Origin of the sequence: Marinobacter segnicrescens, assembly GCF_900111555.1 — a bacterium.
GTDB lineage: Bacteria > Pseudomonadota > Gammaproteobacteria > Pseudomonadales > Oleiphilaceae > Marinobacter > Marinobacter segnicrescens.
The window spans coordinates 186152-207552 of sequence record NZ_FOHZ01000004.1; the positions used below are offsets into that span (position 1 = coordinate 186152).

Genomic DNA, 21401 nt, shown 5'->3' on the forward strand with positions numbered 1-21401 from the left:
AAGAGGCAAAGTTTTGCCGCCCGCTGCCGATAAACTGAACAGTAGCGAATTGAGCCCCCTTGAGGAGGCATGGTTATGGCAATTTCATCATTAGGCGTCGGTTCCGGAGTTCTCACTTCGGACCTGGTCGATCAGCTGGTTGCCGCGGAGCGCAAGCCCACGGAAACCCGGCTGACCCAGAAGACGCAGCAGACGGAAGCGCTGCTTTCAGCCTATGGCAAGCTCCGCAGTGCCGTGACGGAGCTGCGCCTGCCCATGCGTCAGTTGAGCTCGCCGGATAACCTGAAGGCGTTTTCTGCCTCCTCCAGCAATGACGATATCGGAGTGTCGGTGGACGCCACCAAGGCCAGCCGGGGCACCTACAGTGTTGAAGTGACCAGTCTGGCTTCGGCTCAGGCACTGGCTTCCCAAACGGTATTCGCCGACCGCGACGCGACCAGTGTGGGGCAGGGCGAGCTGCAATTGTCTGTGGGTGACAAGATCACCAACATTACCATCGACAGCAGCAATGACACCTTGCAGGGCCTGGCCAACGCCATTAATGAATCCGATGCCGGTGTCTCTGCCGGTGTGATTGATACCGGTTCAGGGTACCAGCTGGTATTGTCCGCCGATGAAACGGGCACCGCCAATGCGGTCAGCATCTCGGTAACGGGCGATACCGGTGGTACCGACACCGATAATGAAGGCCTTTCCCGCTTTGCCTTTAATACGGGCATGGACGCGGATGCGGGTCTTCAGGAAACCATCGCAGCCAGCGATGCGGTAATGAAGGTTAACGGTGTTGAAGTCACACGCTCCACCAATACTTTCGAAAATGTTATCGATGGCCTGACCTTTGATATCAAGGCCGAGGGTACGTCCACCATTAAGGTGTCCCAGGATCTGGGGGCAGTGGCTGACCGGGTTCAGGGCTTTGTGGACAAGTTCAATGGCCTGCAGTCGACCATTGACAGCCTTGCCGGGTTTAACGCCGAAGCCGGGGTCGGCAGTCTGCTAACCGGCGATTCTACGGTTCGAGGCGTCCAGAATCAGTTGCGAAGCATTCTCACCAGGGTGGTTCCCGGCATGGAGAACGCCAGTGTGCGGAGCCTGGCGGATGTGGGTATCACCACGGACTGGGAGACCGGTGGTCTGGAATTTGACCGGGCGAAGTTTGAAGAGCAGCTCAAGGCCAACCCGGACGACGTCACCGCGCTGTTTGCGGAGCAGGGCAGAACCACCGACAGCCAGGTAGAGTTTGTGCGCAGCGGCCTGGATACCCAGCCTGGCAGTTACGACATTAATGTGACCCAGGCGGCCACCCGTGGGCAGCTTGTAGGCGGCTCCGCCCTCGGTACCAGTTTCAATATTACAGACACCAACGATGAGCTAGCCCTGACGGTCAACGACGACATCACCGTTAACCTGGCCTTGACCCAGGGTACATACGCTGACCAGCAAAGCATGCTGGACGAGATTCAGGCTCAGCTGGATGCCAACAATGCCCTGAATGCCGCCGGCACGTCGGTGCAGGTCGGTGTGGATGGCGCGGGCCAGCTGACATTTACCTCCTCCCAGTATGGCAGCGAGTCCAGTGTGGCTCTGTCGTCGGCGGAGGATGGAGCCACGTTCGGACTGGACACCAATACCAGTACCGCTGGCGTGGACGTCGCTGGCACCATTGACGGCCGCGCAGCAGAAGGCGATGGTCAGGTCCTTTACCTGGGCAGCGGTAACGGCGGTGCTTCTGGTCTCCAGGTTCGGATTCTGGGTGACCAGACCGGTAGCCGTGGTTCCATCACCTTTGTGGAGGGCGTCGGCGAACGTACCGTCGATATGGTCACCAGCATGGTGGGCGCTGGTGGTGCTATCGAGTCCCGTACCGACAGCCTGAACCGGGAGCTGGAGCAGATCCAGGACAGCCAGGTCCGCCTGGAAGAACGAATTGCGGCCTACCGGGAACGGCTGGTCAGTCAGTTCAGCGCAGCGGACTCGCTTATTGCCCAGCTCAACAGCACCCGGGACTATGTCAGCCAGCAGCTGGCCGCCCTGGCGCCCAATAACAACCGCGATAACTGATCGCCGTTGACATGAATTCGCCATACCGAGGTTTGGCAGCCAACAAGGCATAACCGGAAAGCCGGTAACAAAGAGGTAGATTATGAACGGTTTGCAGGCCTATCAGCGCGTAAACACCCAGACCAGCATCACCGATGCGGATCCCCACAAGCTGATCCAGCTGCTGTATAACGGGGCTCTGGAGCGCATCAACATGGCCAAGGCGAAGATCCAGCAGAAGGACTACGGCGCCAAGGCCCAGCTGATCAACAAGGCCATCGAGATTGTCGGCGGCCTGCGCAGCTTCCTGGACTTCGAGAAGGGCGGCGAACTGGCCCTGCGGCTGGAAGCCCTCTATGACTACATGGAGCGCACCCTGCTGGAAGCCAGCGCAAAGAATGATCTGGCCAAGCTGGATGAAGTGGCCAACCTGCTGCGTTCCGTCAAGGAAGGCTGGGATGGTATCCGTGAGGAAGTGTCCAGCCAGCAGGCGCAGGCCGTAGGCTGATTTCGCTGTTCTAGCCACGGGAGAACACGGAAAGAAAAACCGAAAAGACAATAAGTTACTGGCCACTAAATCCACGAAATCCACGAAAAGCTATTTTTTAACTTTCGTGGATTTCGTGGATTTAGTGGCAAAGATTTTTCCTTGTTTTCTCTTTTTTCCGTGTTCTTCCGTGGATTCCGTGGCAAAAACCTTCTTTTCTCTACCTGGTCTTCCGCATCCGGTCGGCCAGACTTGCACCAATAGCCATTCCTCCTGCACTTCCGTACAATATGCGCCTTCTTTTCAGAGTCAGAAGACGGGGCGCAGCCTCGTTTTTTCGTTTTCGTGATTCGCAGGAGCAAGGGCATGTCTGATATCAAGAAGGTGGTGCTGGCCTATTCCGGTGGTCTGGATACATCCGTGATCGTCCGCTGGCTGCAGGACACCTACAACTGTGAGGTGGTGACCTTTACCGCCGACATTGGTCAGGGCGAGGAAGTGGAGCCGGCCCGTGAAAAGGCCAAGGCCCTGGGCGTGAAGGAAATCTACATCGAGGACCTGCGAGAGGAGTACGTACGGGACTACGTGTTCCCCATGTTCCGCGCCAACACCATTTATGAAGGCGAGTACCTGCTGGGTACCTCCATTGCCCGCCCGCTGATCGCCCGCCGCCTCATCGAGATTGCCAACGAGACTGGCGCTGATGCCATCTCCCACGGCGCTACCGGCAAGGGTAACGACCAGGTGCGTTTCGAGCTGGGCGCCTATGCGCTGAAGCCCGGTGTGAAGGTAATCGCTCCCTGGCGGGAGTGGGACCTGAACTCCCGCGAGAAGCTGATGGCTTACTGCGACGAGCGCAATATCCCGGTGGAGAAGAAAAAGGGCAAGAGCCCGTATTCTATGGATGCCAACCTGCTGCACATCTCCTACGAAGGCATCAACCTGGAAGACCCCTGGGCGGAAGCCGAGGAAGATATGTGGCGCTGGAGCGTTTCCCCGGAAGCCGCCCCGGACCAGCCGACCTACATTGAAGTGACCTACGAGAAGGGCGATATCGTCGCTATCGACGGCCAGGCCATGAAGCCCCACGAAGTACTGGAGCACCTGAACAAGGTAGGCGGCGACAACGGTATCGGCCGTATTGATATCGTCGAGAACCGCTACGTGGGCATGAAGTCCCGCGGTTGTTACGAAACCCCCGGCGGCACCATCATGCTGCGGGCCCACCGTGCCATCGAGTCCATCACCCTGGACCGTGAGGTTGCCCACCTGAAGGACAGCATCATGCCGCGCTATGCGGAAGTGATCTACAACGGCTACTGGTGGTCACCGGAGCGCGAAGCCCTGCAGGCACTGATCGACAAGACCCAGGAGTACGTCAACGGTACCGTTCGCCTGAAACTCTACAAGGGCAACGTGGATGTGGTTGGCCGCAAGTCCGAAGACTCCCTGTTTGACGAGAAGATCGCCACCTTCGAGGAAGACGAAGGCGCCTACAACCAGAAGGATGCGGAAGGCTTTATCAAGCTGAACGCCCTGCGGTTGCGGATTGCTGCGGGCAAGGGCCGGAAGCTATAAATCCCGGTTGAGTCCCTCTCCCTCGAAGGGAGAGGGGTTGGGGTGAGGGTGGAGGCTTTAACTCCGTAGTCCGTCGCTTATCACCCTCACCCTGGCCCTCTCCCGTCCAGGGAGAGGGAACACCTGCCGTAAACTCTGCGGGGCAACCAGCCCAAATAAAAAAGGCCAACCCCATTCGGAGCCGGCCTGAGAACAACAAACAAGGAAAGTTCGAAACTGCCTGAAACAACACACAACGATGTCCCAAAATACCGATGGAGGTACTGCCCGGATCCTCCACCGTTGGGGGTGGATACTGCCAGGAGATACTGCCTGATTCCCCTGATCCACGTGTATAGAGTAAGCTCCCGCCCGCCCGAAGTCTGTTGAGCTTGTGTTTTCGTGTGTTACCGCGTGTTTCTGGTGTCCGGTCTCCTGAACTAACGCTTGTGTAATCGCGCCCCGGCGGGGTCGATGTGGAGGACGTTTGCCGCTATGCTATCGGCCATTCGTCAGCCCATACCAGAGGGCGATTCTTTGCAGGAGAAATCACCATGCCTTCCTTTGATATCGTTTCCGAAATCGACATGCACGAAGTCACCAACGCCGTGGACCAGGCCAAACGGGAGCTGGGCAATCGCTGGGATTTCAAGAATGTGGAGGCGGATATCGAGCTGGATGATCAGACCATCACCATCAGTGCCGAGCAGGAGTTCCAGCTGGAGCAACTGATGGACATGCTGCGTATGGCCTTTGCCAAACGGAACATTGATACCCGCGCCATCGATGATGACGGTGAAAGCAAGGCCGGCAAGCTGGTGAAGAAGCACCTGAAGCTCCGCCAGGGCATCGAGACCGACCAGGGCAAAAAGATCGTCAAGATGATCAAGGACGCCAAGATGAAGGTCCAGGCCAGCATTCAGGGTGACAAGGTCCGTGTGACTGGCAAGAAGCGTGATGATCTGCAGGAAGTCATTGCCATGCTAAGGGACTCGGACCTTGAACTGCCGCTGCAGTTCAACAACTTCCGCGACTGACCGGAGCTTCGCCATCTTTCCCCGTGTGGACTCCGTCTGGCTGAAGGAAACGGTCTATACCTTCACCCGCTGGCAGGTGATTGCCCTGTTGTTTCTGGGTTTTTCCGCCGGCCTGCCTTTTCTGCTGGTGTTTTCCACGCTGAATGCGCGGCTGGCGGATGTGGGGGTAGAAACCGCCACCATCGGCTTCTTCAGCTGGCTGGGTATTACCTATTCCATCAAAGTGTTCTGGGCGCCGGTGGTGGACCGCCTGCGGTTGCCCGTGCTGGACCGGTTACTGGGCAAGCGCCGCAGCTGGATCTTCCTCGCCCAGGCTGGCATTGCCACAGGGCTGTTCCTTATGGCCACCGTGGATCCGGTGGTCGCTCCGGAAATGATGGCCCTGTTCGGATTACTGGTGGCCTTCTCCTCTGCGACCCAGGATGTGGCTATCGACGCCTACCGGATTGAAATCGCGCCGGAGCGCCTGCAGGCGGCACTGGCATCCACCTACATCTTCGGTTACCGGCTGGCCTTGCTGGTAGCCGGTGCGGGCGCGTTATACCTGGCGGAATTCTGGTCCTGGACCGTGTCCTACCAGGTGATGGCCTTGCTGGTGGGCGTGGGGATGCTGACGGTACTGGTTGTCCGGGAGCCGGTGGTCAATCATTTTGAAGCGGCTGCGGATATCGCCCACCGGGTACAGGCTGAAGCCGAGCGGCGAGCCCATTTGCCCATGGGGCTGGCGAAACTGGCGGGCTGGTTCTCCGCGGCGGTGGCTGGCCCGTTTCTCGATTTTTTCCAGCGTTACCGGGAGCTGGCGTTACTGATCCTGCTGACGGTTGCCGTCTACCGTATCTCTGACATCGCCATGGGCGTGATGGCCAACCCGTTCTACCTGAACTTTATGGGCTTCTCGAAGACCGAGGTGGCGGATGTCACCAAGGTATTTGGCTTCTTTATGACCATTGCCGGCTCCATGGTGGGGGGTGTGATGGTCGTTCGTTACGGTGTGCGGACAATCCTTGTACTGGGCGCAGTAATGACTGCGGCAACCAATCTGCTGTTTGTCTGGCTCGCCCAGATGCCGCCGGATATTGTGACCCTGGCCGTAGTGGTCAGTGCGGACAACCTCAGTGGCGGAATCGCCAATGTCGCGCTGATTGCCTGGCTGTCGAGCATGACCAGTGCGTCCTTCACGGCCACGCAGTATGCCCTGTTCAGCTCCCTGATGACCCTGCCTGGCAAATTCCTGGGGGGCTTTTCCGGTATCGTGGTCGCCGACTTCGGCTACGCGGAGTTCTTCCTGGTGGCGGGCGCCATGGGTGTGCCGGCGATTCTGCTGTCCATGTACATGCTGAAAAACGGCCAGCGGCTGGATGAGCGGGCGCCGGTCAAGGACGCCAGCGAAACCGGCTCATAGCCACCCGCCCATTAATAACCTCGACGCCCTCGTTTTCGAGCAGGGATTTCTGCCGCTCAAAGGTCTCCGAGCCTTCCTGAAAGGCGATCTGGCCGGTATTGCGGATCACCCGGAACCAGGGTACGGAATGCCCGTTCGGTAACCTGCCCAATGCCTTCCCGACAAATCGCGCCTGTCGCGCCAGGCCTGCCATATCAGCCACCTGACCATAACTCGCAACGTGCCCGGGCGGGATCGCCAGCACCACTTGCCAGATTTTCTGTTCCCGGGTTGGTTCCATAAGGTAATGGTCCGCCTGAACTTGAAGTTTCCAACTTTGCCCTGATGGTAATGGAAGCCGGGTGTCCGGGCTATGAGCCGTGCCCGGGTTTCCAGATCACGTTGAATTGCCATGCCGCCTGTGCCTGGCTGTAAAGTAATCGTTGGGGTGAGCCCCGGGAGGCATCGATTGCCGGTATTTGTCTTTCTATTCATCGTAATGCCCATTGCGGAGATGGCGGTGTTGATTCAGGTGGGCACGATGATCGGTGTACTACCGACAATTGGCCTGGTTCTGTTGACTGCCGTGATTGGCGCGGCGCTGCTCAAACAGCAGGGGCTGGCCACACTGACCCGGGCAAATCAGCGTCTCAACAGTGGCGAACTGCCGGCAAGGGAAGTGGCGGAGGGCCTGATCCTTGCCGTTGGTGGTGCCTTGCTGCTGACCCCGGGTTTTATTACCGACACCGTCGGTTTCCTCTGCCTGATCCCGGGCACACGTCACTGGTTCGTACATCAGGCCATGAAGCGCATGGTGGTCCGTGGACAGAGCAGCAGCTTCTTTTTTACTTCCGGCGGCGGTGATCCCTTTGGTGGGCAGGGGCCTTTTGGTCGTCGCCCCGGCGGGGAAGATCCCATTGAGGGTGAGTACCGGGATGAGACCGAGCGGGACCACGATCGCATCGAAAAAAAGTAAAAAAAATTTTGCCCGGGGTGTTGAAAACCAAACTGCGACCCCCATTAACGTCTCACAAGTTCGCTGCGGGCAGATAATCATCTGCAAAACAGAGGGTTAACTGCCCCGGCTTTTAACGCAACGTCATTGTCAAAGACAGTCTGACACTGGAGAAACCGAGAATGAAAATTCGTCCGCTTCACGACCGTGTTGTCGTACGCCGTAAGGAAGAAGAAGAGAAAACTGCCGGTGGTATCGTGCTGCCCGGTAATGCCAAGGAAAAGCCGTCTCAGGGCGAGGTAGTGGCTGTAGGTAACGGCCGTATTCTCGAGAACGGTGAGACCCGCGCGCTGGCGGTCAAGGCAGGTGACACAGTGGTTTTCGGCCAGTACGCCGGTAACACCGTCAAGATCGACGGTGAAGAACTGCTGATCATGAGCGAGAACGAAATCTACGGTGTGCTTGAGGGCTGAGGCCTGCCGCAAACCGGATCACGCATTCAATCCGATTGTTTGCTGAACACTTCAGACGATTGGCTTAATCGAACAGGAATAGAGAACTATGGCAGCTAAAGAAGTCAAATTCGGTGACAGCGCGCGTAAGCGCATGGTTGCAGGCGTCAACGTACTCGCAGATGCCGTCAAGGTAACCCTCGGCCCGAAAGGCCGCAACGTGGTTCTGGACAAGTCCTTCGGTGCTCCCAATGTCACCAAGGATGGCGTGTCCGTGGCCAAGGAAATCGAACTGAAAGACAAGTTCGAGAACATGGGCGCCCAGATGGTGAAGGAAGTCGCTTCCCAGGCCAACGAGAACGCCGGTGACGGTACCACGACTGCAACCGTTCTGGCCCAGGCCATTGTCAACGAGGGTATCAAGGCCGTTACTGCCGGCATGAACCCGATGGACCTGAAGCGGGGCATCGACAAGGCGGCCGCTGAAGCCGTCAAGGCGATCCGTGAAATGGCCACTCCGTGCAACGACAGCCGCAATATCGCCCAGGTTGGCACCATCTCCGCCAACGGCGACGAGACCATCGGCAAGCTGATCGCGGATGCCATGGAGCGTGTAGGTCAGGAAGGCGTCATCACCGTTGAGGAAGGCCGCAGCCTGGAAGACGAGCTGGACGTGGTTGAAGGTATGCAGTTCGACCGTGGTTTCCTGAGCCCGTACTTCATCAACAACCAGGACAACATGTCCGCCGAGCTGGAAGACCCGTACATCCTGCTGGTCGACAAGAAGATCTCCAACATCCGCGAACTGCTGCCGGTACTGGAAGCCGTCGCCAAGGCTGGCAAGCCGCTGCAGATCATCGCAGAGGACATCGAAGGTGAAGCGCTGGCTACCCTGGTGGTCAACAACATGCGTGGCATCGTTAAGGTCAACGCTGTGAAGGCGCCTGGCTTTGGTGACCGTCGCAAGGAAATGCTGCAGGACATCGCTATCCTGACCGGTGGTACCGTGATCTCCGAAGAAGTGGGCCTGACCCTCGAGAACACCACCCTGGACGACCTGGGCACTGCCAAGCGTGTCAACGTCACCAAGGAAAACACCACCATCATCGGCGGTGCCGGTGCCGAGGCGGACATCAACGCCCGCGTTGAGCAGATCCGCAAGCAGATCGAGGACAGCTCTTCCGACTACGACAAGGAAAAGCTGCAGGAGCGTGTTGCCAAGCTGGCTGGCGGTGTTGCCGTCATCAAGGTAGGCGCCGGTTCTGAAGTGGAAATGAAAGAGAAGAAGGCCCGTGTTGAAGACGCGCTGCACTCCACCCGCGCTGCCGTTGAAGAAGGCATCGTGGCTGGCGGTGGTGTCACCCTGATCCGTGCCATCGCGGCTCTGGAGAAAGTGGATGCCATTAACGAAGAGCAGAAGGCCGGTGTCAACATCCTGCGTCGTGCCATGGAAGCACCGCTGCGCCAGATCGTGTTCAACGCCGGTGGTGAGTCCTCCGTCGTTGTGGCCAAGGTTCGTGACGGCGAAGGCGCCTTCGGGTACAACGCTGCCACTGAAGAATACGGCGACATGCTGGAGATGGGCATCCTGGACCCGGCCAAGGTTACCCGCTCTGCGCTGCAGGCCGCTGCTTCCGTAGCGTCCCTCATCATCACCACCGAAGCGATGGTTGCTGATGAGCCGCAGGAAGAAGGCGCCGGCGGTGGTATGCCGGATATGGGCGGCATGGGTGGCATGGGCGGCATGATGTAATCAGCCCGCCCGGCACCTGAGGCATTGCTTAGCTACAAGGCGGTGCCTGCCCCAAAACCCCGCATGGGACTCTCCCCTGCGGGGTTTTTTTGTGTTTCATGTTTTCTCATCGTGTGGCAGTTAACGTAGAATGCCCCGGGTGGCCTTCAACCTGTGAATCAATGACATAAAGTTGGTGCAGGTTGCTGCCATAATTCAGGAAACAGGGATTCGCCGTGGCGCCCGAATAACGATGACAGATTCATCCAACCGATCCTTTATCAGACCTGCCAAGGTGATCCTCCTGGTATTGCTGGCGCTGCTTGTCTATGGCGTTGCCCTGGTGGTCTGGCTGCCGGCAGGCTGGGTCTGGGCGCAGGCGTCGTCTCATATCCAGCTGCCCCCGGGGATTTCTGTGCAACAGGTGTCCGGCACGCTCTGGAGCGGCGCTGCCCGGGTTGACGTGCAGCGCAAACCCGTCCGGGTAGACTGGCAGTTAGCCTGGCCTGATGTTATCGGATTGCGCCAGCCGGTGGCGCTGAGCCTTGAGACGGTGTCATCCAGGGTAGATGGAAACCTGACGCTGGGTTGGCCCGGGTCCCTGGTGGCAGATCTGTCCGGCCGCCTGCATGTTCCCGAGTTTGCTGACGTCATTCGTCAGAGCGGTGGTGCCCTGCTGGAAGGCGATGTGGTCATAGACCGGTTACGAGTGACAATGGCTGACAGGAGACTGGACAGCGCTGCCGGCCTGGCGCGCTGGCCTGGTGGCAATGTCAGCTGGCCAATGGGGGATCGTCGCCAGAGCGCGGTGTTCCCCCCAATGCAGGCGACCTTGACAGACTCCACCAGCGGCCTCTTGCTCAGAGTCAGTGAGCAAGGCAAGGCTGAGCCGGCGGCCGAAGCCAGCCTGGCGTTAAATGGAATGATGGATATCCGGGTGTACAAGCGCATGGTGGATTTGGCAGGTCAATCCTGGTCCGGCGCGGCACAGCCGGGTGATGTCATTTTTCAGGTCCAGCAACCGTTACTGCCAGGAGGACGATTCTGATGCCCCGGTCGCAACGGGCACGTGTGCCGGCATGGATTCCGCGGTGGCTGGCCAATCTGTTGCTGGCGGGGCTGGTGGTATACCTGGCCATTGTCCTGGGGTGGCTGACCTGGCAGGCGTTATGGAATGAACAGGGTATCGCGCCGTTGTATCAGTCTGGCTCGCCGGCCGCTAGCGGGGGCGCTTCAGTGAACGCACCGTTGGCGAGTTTCGAACTGTTCGGCCGCCCGACCAGCACCCAGCCGATTGCAAGGTCGGTGCGGGAGAGTGCTCCGGAAACCACTTTGCGGCTGTCGCTTGAAGGCGTGCTGGTAGCGGCGCAGCCTGAGAACTCCGGTGCTATAGTCACAAGCGGAGGTAACGTTACTGCCCATTATAGGGTGGGTGACGTCTTGCCAGGTAATGCGGAACTTGTCGAGGTAGAGCCCGGGCGTATACTGATCCGGCGTCAGGGAGCCTATGAGTCGCTGACGTTCGACGACGATTTTGAGGGGACTGAACTGGTTTCCGAGGAGCCGGCCAGCACCGCAGACTCCCCAGGCGACTTTCTTGACCAGGCCCAGGCGCGGCTCGATAGCGAAGGTGCGAACGCGTTACTTGCATTCGGCCTTCGGCCGGTGGACGATGGCGGCTCCCAGGGGTATGTGTTTGATGGCTCCAACGCCATGTTGCGGGCGGTCAATCTCAGGGAAGGAGACGTGATTACCGCAATCAATGGTTACCCCCTGGGCGACCTTGAACAGGACCGCCAGTTACTGGAAACCCTGCGCTCTGAGCCTCAGGTGCAGGTAGAAGTGGAACGGGACGGTGCCCGCTTCACGGTGACCTATGCGCTGCCGCAGTAGGGGCGGCTGCGGTTTCTCAATCAAGGCCGGGGCGCGGTGTCTCCGGGTATACGCAGAAAGCTGGATGGCCCCTGGATGCCGGATGGCGAACGGGATGATTCAGAGGCCCCGAAAGGCTTCATCGATACAGGACGCAATCGTTGCATGACTAAGCTCACCACAAACCTCATGCGGGCCCTGGTTCTGGCCCTTTTGTTGCCACTGATGGCCATGGCGCAGGACTCCGGCGAAGGCACCTGGCGCCTTAACCTCAAGGACGCTGATATCCGCGCCTTTGTTACCCAGGTGGCAGACATTACCGGTTACAGTTTTGTGGTCGACCCCCGGGTCAAGGGCAAGGTTACCGTGCTTTCCAGCGCCCCCATGAACAAGGACGAGATCTATGACCTGTTCCTGGCCGTCCTCCAGGTTCATGGCTTTACCGCGATTCCCGGCGAAGAGGTTATCAAGGTTATCCAGCAGGTGGATGCCAAGCAGAATGCCGAGGACCTCACCCGGTTTGAACAAACTCCCAGCGAACAACTGGTCACCCGTGTTATTGCCGTCAATAACGCCAACGCCCTTGAACTGGTACCCATTCTTCGGCCGCTGGTTGCCAAGTACGGGCACCTGGCTGGAGTGGCTGCGGCCAATGCCCTTATCGTCAGCGACCATGAGAACAACATTCGTCGCATCGAGAACATTGTCCGCGACCTGGACAGCCCGGCGGAATACGAAGTGGAAGTGATCCAGCTCGACGAGGCCTGGGTGGGAGATATGGTTACCCTGTTGCAGGAACTGGCACCTGATGAGCTTGGCCGTGCTGCTGGCGGTGAATCCCCGTCCCGCAAATTCAGCGTGACTGCCGATGAGCGCAGCAATCGCCTGATCCTCCGGGGAGACAAGAATTTCCGGGACAAGATGCGGAACCTGATTCGCCAACTTGACCAGCCGTCGGCGTCGGGCGGCACCACCAAGGTTGTCCGACTCAACCACGGTGATGCCAAGAACCTTACGGAAATCCTTGAAGGGGTCATGGGCGAAGTGGTCCGTGAGGCTGAGGGCGAGGGTGGCAGCGGAGGTAATACCCGCCGGCGGAACAGTACCGGTTTCTCGGTGTTCGCTGATGAGGGCCTGAATGCGCTGGTGCTTCGCGGCGAACCATCCATGATGCAGGAAGCGGAGATGATTATCTCCCAGCTGGATGTGCGCCGGGCCCAGGTAATGATCGAAGCGGCCATTGTCGAGATCAGTGATCAGTTGGGTAGTGACCTGGGTGTACAGTTTGCAGTAGGCGATGAAGGTGGCTCGTCGACACCGGTCATCGGGAGTAACTTTAATAACGTCGGGCGCAGCATTGGTGACGTTATCAGTGCCATTCTGTCGGACAGCGTGATTACCCCCGCGGTGGGTGGTATTACCATAGGTGCCGGCCAACGTGATCGTGATGGTATTACCTGGGGGGTCCTGTTACAGGCGCTGTCCACCTCGGCCGCGGCCAACCTGCTGTCCACTCCCAGCATTATCACCCTGGATAACCAGGAATCAGAGATTATTGTCGGCCAGAACGTACCTTTCAGGACCGGCCAGCAGGCCACGGCCGGAGACGGCCTGAGTAACCCGTTTACCACTATTGAGCGCCGGGATATCGGTCTGACCCTGAAGGTCACCCCGAGTATCAGCGATGATGGGCTGGTGCGCCTGGTAGTGGAGCAGACCACCGAGGATGTGGCTGACAGCGTAGAGAACGCATCGGATATTGTCACCAACAAACGGGAAATCAAGACGACGGTCCTGGCGGACGATGGTGAAACTATCGTGCTGGGTGGCCTCATCAACGACAACCTGCGCGTCAACAAGAGCAAGGTGCCCCTGCTGGGTGATATCCCGATCCTCGGCAAGCTGTTCTCCTCGGAGTCCGAGACTCGGGAGAAGCGTAACCTGCTGGTGTTCCTGCGACCCACTATCATGCTGGACAAGGCCAAGACTGCCGAGGTCACAGGTGAGAAATACCAGGGCTTGTGGGACATTAATCTCGGCGTCCGAGAGAAGCTCGGCCTGCCGGACGAAAAGGACCCTCCCCCCATCGAAAGTATGTTCAAGGGCAAGCAGGGCATGGTGGAAGAGGATGTTGACGCCCTGGACGAGGCTTCCTGAATTCGGACACCAGGCCTGGATCGTAATCTGAAATAAATAACGCCATCAGTTCAGCTGATGGCGTTTTTTTTTATCCTGACAAAGGGTGTGCGCGGGGGGTTCCGGCGTCCTAGGCAGCTGGTGTGCCTCGCAGCAGGGGCAAGGGGATGTCCAGCTGGTCAGCAACAAGCCTGAGGAGTTCATATTCCCTGGCTTCTACCTGCCCGTCATGCTGTACGCACTGTGCACAGGCGTCCAGGACCGCCGGCTTCAGCAAGGGTGACAGCTGGTTCAGGCGTTTGAGGGAATTACTCAGCGATGCCACCGTGGCCCTCGGGAAAAGCACCGGGCTTGAGCCCCGCTGTCCTCTGATGAAGCTGGCGATGACCTGCTGGTGCAATTGCTTCGCTTCCTGGTCATTGGACGTGCCGGCGCGGGCCATAAGGCTGAACAGCAGGCTCAGGTCCGTCTCCACCGCCTTATAGTTGCGATAACGCACCGGTACCACCCGGCCGGCATCGGATGCGAGATGGCGTTTCAGGAAGCTGTACAGGGCAAATTCGAACAGGGTAACCCGGCTGTCCGCCTGGACCAGCTCGGCCACCCGTTTCACCAACGCCAGGCGCTCATCCGGGTCCAGTTTTCGCAGGGCCGGCATGGCCAGCTCCAGGGCCGGCAGGCGTATGGCGTCGCTCTCCCTGAGCAGGGTGGGCATGATCTTGCCGACCAGGTCAGGGCGCGGCCGCAGGACGACATGGTCCTCCGGGAAGCTCAACATACCGTCTGCCGTTGCCTGGGGCAGGTCCCGGGTGAGCAGTGCGTATACCAGCTGAACGGCTCCTGCCCGGGTGTATAGCAGTTCACGTATGTTGGCAGGGAGGTGGGCCAGTAGCTGGCTCGCGTACTGCTCGGTGCCGGGGGTGACCGTTCCTGCGCTGGCAGTTATGGAACTGGGGTGGTCGCCCGTGCCTGTGCCGCTAAAACCGCTGGCGCCTCGGGGGGTGTCGGCCTGTCCCGCGTCTTGTGAGGCCTGGTATTCAGCTGGCTGGTCCCGAAGCCGGCTTCGGAGTCGGGTTATCAGTCCCGGTTGGATGGCTTCAATGCGTTCGTCGATGGGCGGGTGGGAGCCCAGCAACCTGCTGAACGCCATTTTGGTGGTTTCGCCAAAGCACATGTGATTCATGTCGCTGGCATGACTGGTGCTCTGGAAGTAGCCACTGGTAAGCCCGATCTTGTAGAGGGCTCCGCCGATGCCTTCGGGGTTGCGTGTGAACTGCACCGACGATGCGTCGGCCAGTCGCTCCCGTTCCCGGGACACGGCGGCCTGGATAAGGCGCCCGAAGAATACCCCCACGTAGCCAATGACTGTAAGTGCCAGGGCAACGATGAGTATCACGCCCTGGCCGTTATTACGACCGCGTGAGCTGCTGACATGGGTGCGCCCACTGGCACTGTGAAGCAGGAAGGTGCCAATCTGGCCAATGGCGAGGATGCCGGCCAGCAGTGCGATCAGTCGGACGTTGATGCGCATGTCGCCATTGAGTATGTGGCTGAATTCGTGGCCAATAACGCCCTGGAGTTCGTCCCTGCTGAGTTGGGTGAGGGCTCCGTGAGTCACCACCATGACGGCTTCGTTGGGGCTGTAGCCGGCGACGAAGGCGTTTATGCCGGTTTCGTGGTCCATAACGTAGAGCTGCGGTACGGGGACGCCGCTGGCGATGGCCATTTCTTCGACCACGTTTCGGTAGCGGCGTTCGTCGGAGTCCTGGCTGGATGGATCGAGTAGCCTCGCTCCGACCATGTTGGCGACGCGGTCCCCGCCTCCGGCCAGGTCGATCCAGCGGATGGCGGAGGCGCCCGTTATAAGCAGGACGACGACGGTGGCGGTCATGAGCCCGTGGTAGCTCATCAGCCACTGGTGGAAGGGCAGGCTGGTGGTTTCGCTGCGGGTGACGAAGTAGCCTACCACGCAGACGGCCAGGGCGATGAGGGTGACGGCTATGGCGAACAGGAAGACCAGTAAGGCGGTATTGCGTTTGGCGTTGGCCTGGCGTTCGAAGAATCCTTTTTTGGCCATATCTTACATTCCGGGGAAGACAAACTGGCGGGCTTGGGTGGCGGGCCAGGGCCCCGGTATCGCTTTCCCGGACACGCCGTGAATCCATCCATGGAGGCTCTTCAAAAACGTCCCTGTTTTTGAAGGTCCGGGAAAGCGATACCGGGGCCCTGTCCTCATGCTGTGGTGCAGGCTTCCATTAAAACGAAACCTTTGGTGCGGTCCGCGCCTCGAGGGTCTCCAGCTCCAATTGCGCCGTAGGCTTGAACGAGAACAACCCGGCTACGATGTTGTTGGGGAACTTCTCCCGGTGGATGTTGTAGCTCATCACGCTGTCGTTATAGGCCTGGCGGGCGAAGGCAACGCGATTTTCGGTACTGGAAAGCTCTTCCATCAGTTGCTGGACGGTTTCGTTGGCCTTGAGGTCCGGATAGTTCTCCGCCACCGCATAGAAGTTGGCCAGGGCCTTGTCCAGCAGGCCTTCTGCCATCCCGAGCTTTTTCATCTTGCCCGCTTCGCCGGGATCCGTCGCGGCGTCCTTCTGGGCGTTCACAGCGCCATTTCGGGCTTCCATGACTTCAGTAAGGGTGCCCCGTTCGTGGCTCATGTAGGCCTTGGCTGATTCTACGAGATTGGGGATGAGGTCGTGGCGACGTTGTAGCTGGACATCGATCTGGGCGAAGCCGTTTTTGAACTGGTTGCGGTAGGAGACCAGCTGGTTGTAGATGGCGATGATGTAGATAACGACAACGGCGATTACGGCGAGGCCGATGAGGGTGGAGGTCATAGTGGGTCCGTTCCTGGTTGGATTCAGCGGTTATATTGCGGATTGTCCACGTTTTCCTCAAGTTTGCCATGGAATTGCGCCACAAATTCCCGAAAAGCTTCCGGCGTCAGTGGGCGGCTGAAGTGGTAACCCTGTGCAATCTGGCAGCCGCGCTGGCGAAGGTAGAATTCCTGTTCGTGGGTTTCGACGCCCTCAGCGATAACCGACAGGTTGAGGCTCTTGCCAAGATCAATGATGGTGTTGGCGATGCGGGTGTCGTCGTCGTTGGTGAGCAGGTCCTGGACGAACTGTTTGTCGATCTTGATATGCTGGACCGGCATGCGCTTGAGGTAGGTGAGCGACGAGTAGCCGGTGCCGAAGTCGTCTACAGCGATGCTGATTCCGGCCCCGTTGAGCTGTCGAAGTTTCTCGACGGCGTCTTCCAGGTTTTCCATGAAACCGGTTTCGGTGATTTCCACCTCCAGCCGGCCCGGGGGAATTTCGTGGCGGCCCAGGGTGGCCAGGATGGTGCCGACGATGTCGGGTTGGCGCAGCTGAACCGCTGACAGGTTGACGGCAATGCGCAGGGGCATGCCGCTGGCGGCCCAGGCAGCTGCCTGGCGGCAGGATTCGTCGAGTACCCATTGCCCGATTTCAACAATGGTACCGTTGAGTTCGGCCACCGGGATGAAATGGTCGGGCGGTACCATGCCTCGGTCCGGGTGGGACCACCGGAGTAGTGCTTCTGCACCGATGATGCGGTTGCTCTGAAGGCTGATCTGGGGTTGGTAGACCAGGTGGAATTCGCCCCGGCCAAGGGCCTGGGCCAGGTCTTTCTCCAGTTGTTTGCGGGCGCGGATTTCCTGGTCGACACTGGCGATGTAAAAGCGGCTGTGATTGTTTGCCTCGGCCTTGGCCAGGGTCATGGTGTGTTCAGCGTGCTGCAGCAGGTGGCCGGCTTCGTCGGCATCGGCCGGGTACATGGCGACACCGATGGTAGCGGTGATGTCGAGGGTGCTGCAGTTGACCTGGATTGGTTCCCTGAACAGTTGTAGCAGGCATTCAGACAGTTCGGCGGCTTCATACTGGTCTTCTACCGGGTTGGCGATGACGACGAACTGGTCACCGTTAAGTCGGCCGGCGAGTATCCTTTGGTGAGTGGATTGCTCGTTCAGGCGCTCTGCCAGCACCTGCAGTATCTGGTCGCCGGTTTTATAGCCGAGTTGTTCGTTGATGGATTTGAAATCATCGATGCCGCAGCAGTACACCGCCAGGTTGTCCCGGTTTCTTTTGCATTCGTCCAGGGCGTTCGTCAGTGACGAGAGGATGGTTTCCCGGCTCGGCAGGCCGGTTAGCTGGTCGTAGCGGGTCAGCCTGTTAGCCCTGTTTTCCGCATCCTGGTGTTTTCGGTGGGTGTCTTCGATGGCGACCAGGAGGTGATTGATGGCACGCACGAGGATGTCCAGTTCATCGCCCTGGTGACTTCTCGGCCGTTGCAGCAAGTGCCGGTCCGGGTGTACTGGATCAACGTGGACCAATGACCGGACCAGGTTCTGCAGGGGTTTCGTAATCAGCCAGTAGACCACCGTAAAGAGCACCAGCCCGACGATGATCGCGCGAATAATACCGACAAGTAAGGTCAGCGCCGAGCGTTCTACCCAGGCCTTGGCAGCAGGTGCGGTGTCATAGGTGAGTTCCAGTTCGCCGTAGATAACCGGGCGCATGGCCTGCGACAGGTCGCTGCGTTGGAGGTCTGCGGTATAGACACGGGTTTCACCGAAGATCCAGTCAGTGAGGCGGCGCCAGGGGGACTCACTCAGTGGTCGTTGATGACCGGCCAGTACTTCCCCTTCCGGATGCCGGATCGTCGCTTTCTGCAATTCGTCCTGGCCCAAGAGCCCGGAGACAACCTGGTTTCCCAGGGCTTCATCGAGGCTGAAGATCGCCTGGGTGGCAGCATCCCGGACAAGCTCTATCGTTTGCTCGGCATGACGGTCCACTTCCGCGGACACCCGGCGGGCGTCAGTGATTATCTGCACCACGCTCAGCAGGATACCGGCCAGGATGGCAGCAGACAGCACCCAGCGGAGCATGCGGGAGCCGAGTCGTCGTTCCAGTTGAAAGTCTTCGGTCATCGTTGTCGCATTGTGATGAGTTCGCCTGGTTCCGTTGTTTTTTTGATACAGCACACTAATGATTCAGTATGGACCAGATCTCGTTGTTTGCACTGACCAGATAACCATTTTTTCAGAATAGTGCAGTAGGTGGTGTTTCAATTTGTTAAGGAGGGGACAGGATGCTCGGTTCTGGTGTCGCTTAAACAAAAAGCCCGCACGGTGGCGGGCTTTCCGGGGTGCCGCTGGTCAGGCACCGGTGATACCGAAAACGGCAGGATCAGGCCAGGTTTTCGTTCACGAAATCCCAGTTTACCAGGTTCCAGAAGGCTTCCAGGTAGTTGGGACGGCTGTTGCGGTAGTCGATGTAGTAGGCGTGCTCCCACACATCCACAGTCAGGACTGGCTTGTCCGGGCCGGTCAGCGGAGTTTCAGCGTTGCTGGTGTTGGCGATGGCTACTGAGCCGTCGGCCTTCTTTACCAGCCAGGTCCAGCCTGAACCGAAGTTGTTGGCGGCCTTGTCGTTAAACTCTTTCTTGAAGTCTTCGAAGGAGCCAAAAGCTTTCTCGATAGCTTCCTTGGCTGCTCCGGTGGGCTCACCACCGCCGTTGGGGCTCAGGCAGTGCCAGTAGAAGGTATGGTTCCAGACCTGAGCGGCGTTATTGAACAGCGGGCCGCTGGCGCTCTTGATGATGTCTTCCAGGGACTTGTTGGCATCATCAGTACCTTCAACCAGGCCATTGAGCTTGGTGACGTAGGTGTTGTGGTGCTTGCCGTAATGGTATTCCAGAGTTTCTTCGGAGATGTGCGGTTCCAGTGCGTTCTTGGCATATGGAAGTGCGGGAAGTTCAAAAGCCATGAGGTCGTTCTCCCTGGTTTCTCTCAGTATTTCAGGGGTCGTTGATACCCCCGATGAGCGTTTATAGCGCGTTGGTGTTGCAGTGATACTGCGTTACAACAGCACTTGTTTGTAACTCTGCAACCATCAAGTATCGGGCCTGCTTGATTTTTTTCAAGGGCAGCCGGCTAAAACTTTACGCGGGCGCGCCGGCCCCGGATTAACGATGGTCCGGGTTTACACGGCACTCCGGGTCAGTGAGCAGTCCAGTTCCGGGCTGCCGGGCAGGAACTGGGCGACGTTGCGTACCCGCCATTTGAGCTCTTCATAACTGTCTGCCAGCACGTTGACGTGGCCAAGCTTGCGCCCCGGGCGCTCTTCCTTGGCGTAGAGGTGCAGGTGGGCGTATGGCAGCTCGAGTATGCGGTTGATTTCTCCGTGTTCGCCGATGATGTTCACCATACAGCTGAGGCCCCGTGCGGCGGTATTGCCAAGTGGATGGCCGGCAACCGCGCGGATATGGTTCTCGAACTGGCTGGTCATGGCGCCTTCCATGGTCCAGTGGCCCGAGTTATGGACACGGGGGGCCATTTCGTTGGCGACAAGCCCATCTGCGGTTTCAAACAACTCAAGTGCCAGTACGCCGACGTAATCCAGCTCATTGAGCAAGGCGCGGATGTAGCCGTCGGCCTTTTCTTCCAGTTCACGGCTCAGGCTCGGTGCCGGTGCGATGGAGTACCGCAGGATGCCCTCATGGTGGACATTTTCCGCAATGGGGTAAAAAGCGACGTCACCGTCGGTGCCACGTACGGCGATGATCGAGACTTCCCGAGTGAACTCGACAAACTTTTCCACCATCAGGCGGTCGTGTCCGATGGCATTCCAGGCCTGTTCGGCGTCTTCCGGGCTACGCAGGACAGCCTGGCCCTTGCCGTCGTAGCCTTCGGTATTGGACTTGGCGACGACCGGACAGCCAAGCCTTTCCGCTGCCTGGCGCAGGGCGTCCGCGCTGTCGGCCATACGCCACTGGGGGGTGGGTATGCCCAGGTTGCCGAACAACGTCTTTTCAGCTTCCCGGTTCTGGCAAACCTGAAGGGCGCGGGGTACCGGGTGTACCGGCTTGCTCTCAGCGATCCTTTCGGCAATTGCTACGGGCAGGTGTTCGAATTCGTAGGTGACCACGTCCACCCTGGCCAGGAACTCATCCAGGTTGCTGCCTTCCTTGTCGATGATGACCTCACCAACCCCGGCGCTTGGATTGCCGGACATGTCGTAGAAGGTAAAGGTCTTGGCCAGTGGGTAGCCGGCCAGTGCGAGCATTCTTCCCAGTTGGCCTGCGCCTAGTACGCCAATTCTCATTCGGTTTCTCCTGGTAACGTTAACGCTTCGGAGTTCGGGTAGCGAAGTTGGCCTGGTCAGGGTCTCGGGTCCGGGTTGTCCAGGACTGTCTCGGTCTGGGTTGCCCTGAAAGCATCCACCGCTTGACGGACCTGGTTATCAAAGCTGCCGATGATCTGTGCCGCCAGCAGTCCGGCGTTGGTGGCGCCGGCGTTGCCGATGGCCAGGGTGCCTACCGCGACCCCTCCTGGCATCTGGACGATGGACAGCAGGGAGTCCAGGCCGTTCAGGGCCTTTGACTGTACGGGTACGCCCAGGACGGGTAACGATGTCTGGGACGCCACCATACCGGGCAGGTGGGCGGCACCGCCAGCGCCCGCGATGATCACTTTCAGGCCACGGTCCGACGCGCTCTTGGCGTAGTCAAACAGCAGGTCCGGTGTGCGATGGGCGGAAACCACCCGGGTCTCATAGCTGACGCCCAGTTTGTCGAGCATTTGGGCGGCATGTTCCATGGTGGGCCAGTCCGATTTGGAGCCCATGATGATGCCTACCAGCGGTTGCATAGTGGTGTCCCCGGCAATGAAGGTGTCGGCAGCGGGTATGCTGGCTTTTTATCCGGCTGGCTTGCCAGGTGCGT

Annotated in this window: 18 protein-coding genes; 11 read left to right on the top strand and 7 right to left on the bottom strand. The window is 58.9% G+C overall.

Translation table 11 applies throughout. From position 1 onward, the window contains the following. The first annotated feature begins 69 nt into the window (after positions 1 to 69). The 5 genes from fliD (at position 70) to BM036_RS06470 (ending at position 6523) form a co-directional block, all read left to right on the top strand. Positions 70 to 2061: a flagellar filament capping protein FliD gene (fliD, locus tag BM036_RS06450; RefSeq protein ID WP_091849645.1), complete on the top strand. Its 1992-nt coding sequence runs from the start codon at positions 70 to 72 to the stop codon at positions 2059 to 2061. 82 nt (positions 2062 to 2143) lie between these two features. Continuing rightward, entirely contained in the window at positions 2144 to 2548 is a 405-nt protein-coding gene (fliS, locus tag BM036_RS06455) for a flagellar export chaperone FliS (RefSeq protein ID WP_091849647.1), read from the top strand. 345 nt (positions 2549 to 2893) lie between these two features. After that, a complete protein-coding gene (locus BM036_RS06460) occupies positions 2894 to 4105 on the top strand; it encodes an argininosuccinate synthase (protein ID WP_091849649.1) in 1212 nt (403 codons plus the stop codon). Between the two features lie 533 nt (positions 4106 to 4638). Beyond that, complete coding sequence (locus BM036_RS06465; RefSeq protein WP_091849651.1) at positions 4639 to 5121, top strand: YajQ family cyclic di-GMP-binding protein; 483 nt, start codon at positions 4639 to 4641, stop codon at positions 5119 to 5121. Then, a complete protein-coding gene (locus tag BM036_RS06470; RefSeq protein ID WP_425434076.1) occupies positions 5084 to 6523 on the top strand; it encodes an AmpG family muropeptide MFS transporter in 1440 nt (479 codons plus the stop codon). The genes BM036_RS06465 and BM036_RS06470 overlap by 38 nt, the downstream gene beginning before the upstream one ends. Here the strand turns inward: BM036_RS06470 and BM036_RS06475 are convergent. Beyond that, positions 6495 to 6803: an MGMT family protein gene (locus BM036_RS06475; protein ID WP_091849653.1), complete on the bottom strand. Its 309-nt coding sequence runs from the start codon at positions 6801 to 6803 to the stop codon at positions 6495 to 6497. The two genes, BM036_RS06470 and BM036_RS06475, sit on opposite strands and share 29 nt — an antisense overlap. 168 nt (positions 6804 to 6971) lie before the next feature. Between BM036_RS06475 and BM036_RS06480 the strand changes: the two genes are divergently transcribed. From BM036_RS06480 to gspD, 6 genes are all read left to right on the top strand, one after another. Then, positions 6972 to 7478, top strand: a complete 507-nt coding sequence (locus BM036_RS06480) for an FxsA family protein (protein ID WP_091849655.1) — start codon at positions 6972 to 6974, stop codon at positions 7476 to 7478. Between the two features lie 161 nt (positions 7479 to 7639). Then, on the top strand, positions 7640 to 7930 hold the full coding sequence (gene groES / locus BM036_RS06485) for a co-chaperone GroES (protein WP_091849657.1): 291 nt from the start codon (positions 7640 to 7642) through the stop codon (positions 7928 to 7930). 88 nt (positions 7931 to 8018) lie between these two features. After that, positions 8019 to 9662, top strand: coding sequence for a chaperonin GroEL (gene groL / locus BM036_RS06490; RefSeq protein ID WP_091849659.1), 1644 nt, complete (start codon positions 8019 to 8021; stop codon positions 9660 to 9662). A 232-nt stretch (positions 9663 to 9894) separates the two neighbouring features. Beyond that, entirely contained in the window at positions 9895 to 10689 is a 795-nt protein-coding gene (gspN, locus tag BM036_RS06495; RefSeq protein WP_091849661.1) for a type II secretion system protein N, read from the top strand. Continuing rightward, positions 10689 to 11534, top strand: coding sequence for a type II secretion system protein N (locus BM036_RS06500; protein WP_091849673.1), 846 nt, complete (start codon positions 10689 to 10691; stop codon positions 11532 to 11534). Before gspN ends, BM036_RS06500 begins: the two co-directional genes overlap by 1 nt. A gap of 144 nt (positions 11535 to 11678) precedes the next feature. Beyond that, complete coding sequence (gene gspD / locus BM036_RS06505; protein WP_091849772.1) at positions 11679 to 13670, top strand: type II secretion system secretin GspD; 1992 nt, start codon at positions 11679 to 11681, stop codon at positions 13668 to 13670. 109 nt (positions 13671 to 13779) lie between these two features. Here the strand turns inward: gspD and BM036_RS06510 are convergent, their stop codons facing one another. The 6 genes from BM036_RS06510 to purE all read right to left on the bottom strand — a co-directional run bounded on the left by BM036_RS06510 (position 13780) and on the right by purE (position 21327). Beyond that, positions 13780 to 15726, bottom strand: coding sequence for a M48 family metallopeptidase (locus BM036_RS06510; protein ID WP_091849674.1), 1947 nt, complete (start codon positions 15724 to 15726; stop codon positions 13780 to 13782). A gap of 178 nt (positions 15727 to 15904) precedes the next feature. After that, positions 15905 to 16492, bottom strand: a complete 588-nt coding sequence (locus BM036_RS06515) for a LemA family protein (RefSeq protein WP_091849676.1) — start codon at positions 16490 to 16492, stop codon at positions 15905 to 15907. Between the two features lie 23 nt (positions 16493 to 16515). After that, a complete protein-coding gene (locus BM036_RS06520; protein WP_091849678.1) occupies positions 16516 to 18606 on the bottom strand; it encodes a putative bifunctional diguanylate cyclase/phosphodiesterase in 2091 nt (696 codons plus the stop codon). Positions 18607 to 18865: 259 nt separating this feature from the next. Beyond that, on the bottom strand, positions 18866 to 19444 hold the full coding sequence (sodB, locus tag BM036_RS06525) for a superoxide dismutase [Fe] (RefSeq protein ID WP_091849680.1): 579 nt from the start codon (positions 19442 to 19444) through the stop codon (positions 18866 to 18868). 216 nt (positions 19445 to 19660) lie between these two features. After that, on the bottom strand, positions 19661 to 20782 hold the full coding sequence (locus BM036_RS06530) for a 5-(carboxyamino)imidazole ribonucleotide synthase (RefSeq protein WP_091849682.1): 1122 nt from the start codon (positions 20780 to 20782) through the stop codon (positions 19661 to 19663). Positions 20783 to 20838: 56 nt separating this feature from the next. Continuing rightward, on the bottom strand, positions 20839 to 21327 hold the full coding sequence (purE, locus tag BM036_RS06535; RefSeq protein WP_091849684.1) for a 5-(carboxyamino)imidazole ribonucleotide mutase: 489 nt from the start codon (positions 21325 to 21327) through the stop codon (positions 20839 to 20841). Between the last annotated feature and the right edge of the window lie 74 nt (positions 21328 to 21401).

Excerpts from the sequence above, each read along its gene's own strand:
- fliD (WP_091849645.1), top strand. The coding sequence starts at position 70 with ATGGTTATGGCAATTTCATCATTAGGCGTCGGTTCCGGAGTTCTCACT.
- fliS (WP_091849647.1), top strand. The coding sequence starts at position 2,144 with ATGAACGGTTTGCAGGCCTATCAGCGCGTAAACACCCAGACCAGCATC.
- BM036_RS06460 (WP_091849649.1), top strand. The coding sequence starts at position 2,894 with ATGTCTGATATCAAGAAGGTGGTGCTGGCCTATTCCGGTGGTCTGGAT.
- BM036_RS06465 (WP_091849651.1), top strand. The coding sequence starts at position 4,639 with ATGCCTTCCTTTGATATCGTTTCCGAAATCGACATGCACGAAGTCACC.
- BM036_RS06475 (WP_091849653.1), bottom strand. The coding sequence starts at position 6,803 with ATGGAACCAACCCGGGAACAGAAAATCTGGCAAGTGGTGCTGGCGATC.
- groES (WP_091849657.1), top strand. The coding sequence starts at position 7,640 with ATGAAAATTCGTCCGCTTCACGACCGTGTTGTCGTACGCCGTAAGGAA.
- groL (WP_091849659.1), top strand. The coding sequence starts at position 8,019 with ATGGCAGCTAAAGAAGTCAAATTCGGTGACAGCGCGCGTAAGCGCATG.
- gspN (WP_091849661.1), top strand. The coding sequence starts at position 9,895 with ATGACAGATTCATCCAACCGATCCTTTATCAGACCTGCCAAGGTGATC.
- BM036_RS06500 (WP_091849673.1), top strand. The coding sequence starts at position 10,689 with ATGCCCCGGTCGCAACGGGCACGTGTGCCGGCATGGATTCCGCGGTGG.
- gspD (WP_091849772.1), top strand. The coding sequence starts at position 11,679 with ATGACTAAGCTCACCACAAACCTCATGCGGGCCCTGGTTCTGGCCCTT.
- BM036_RS06510 (WP_091849674.1), bottom strand. The coding sequence starts at position 15,726 with ATGGCCAAAAAAGGATTCTTCGAACGCCAGGCCAACGCCAAACGCAAT.
- BM036_RS06515 (WP_091849676.1), bottom strand. The coding sequence starts at position 16,492 with ATGACCTCCACCCTCATCGGCCTCGCCGTAATCGCCGTTGTCGTTATC.
- BM036_RS06520 (WP_091849678.1), bottom strand. The coding sequence starts at position 18,606 with ATGACCGAAGACTTTCAACTGGAACGACGACTCGGCTCCCGCATGCTC.
- sodB (WP_091849680.1), bottom strand. The coding sequence starts at position 19,444 with ATGGCTTTTGAACTTCCCGCACTTCCATATGCCAAGAACGCACTGGAA.
- BM036_RS06530 (WP_091849682.1), bottom strand. The coding sequence starts at position 20,782 with ATGAGAATTGGCGTACTAGGCGCAGGCCAACTGGGAAGAATGCTCGCA.
- purE (WP_091849684.1), bottom strand. The coding sequence starts at position 21,327 with ATGCAACCGCTGGTAGGCATCATCATGGGCTCCAAATCGGACTGGCCC.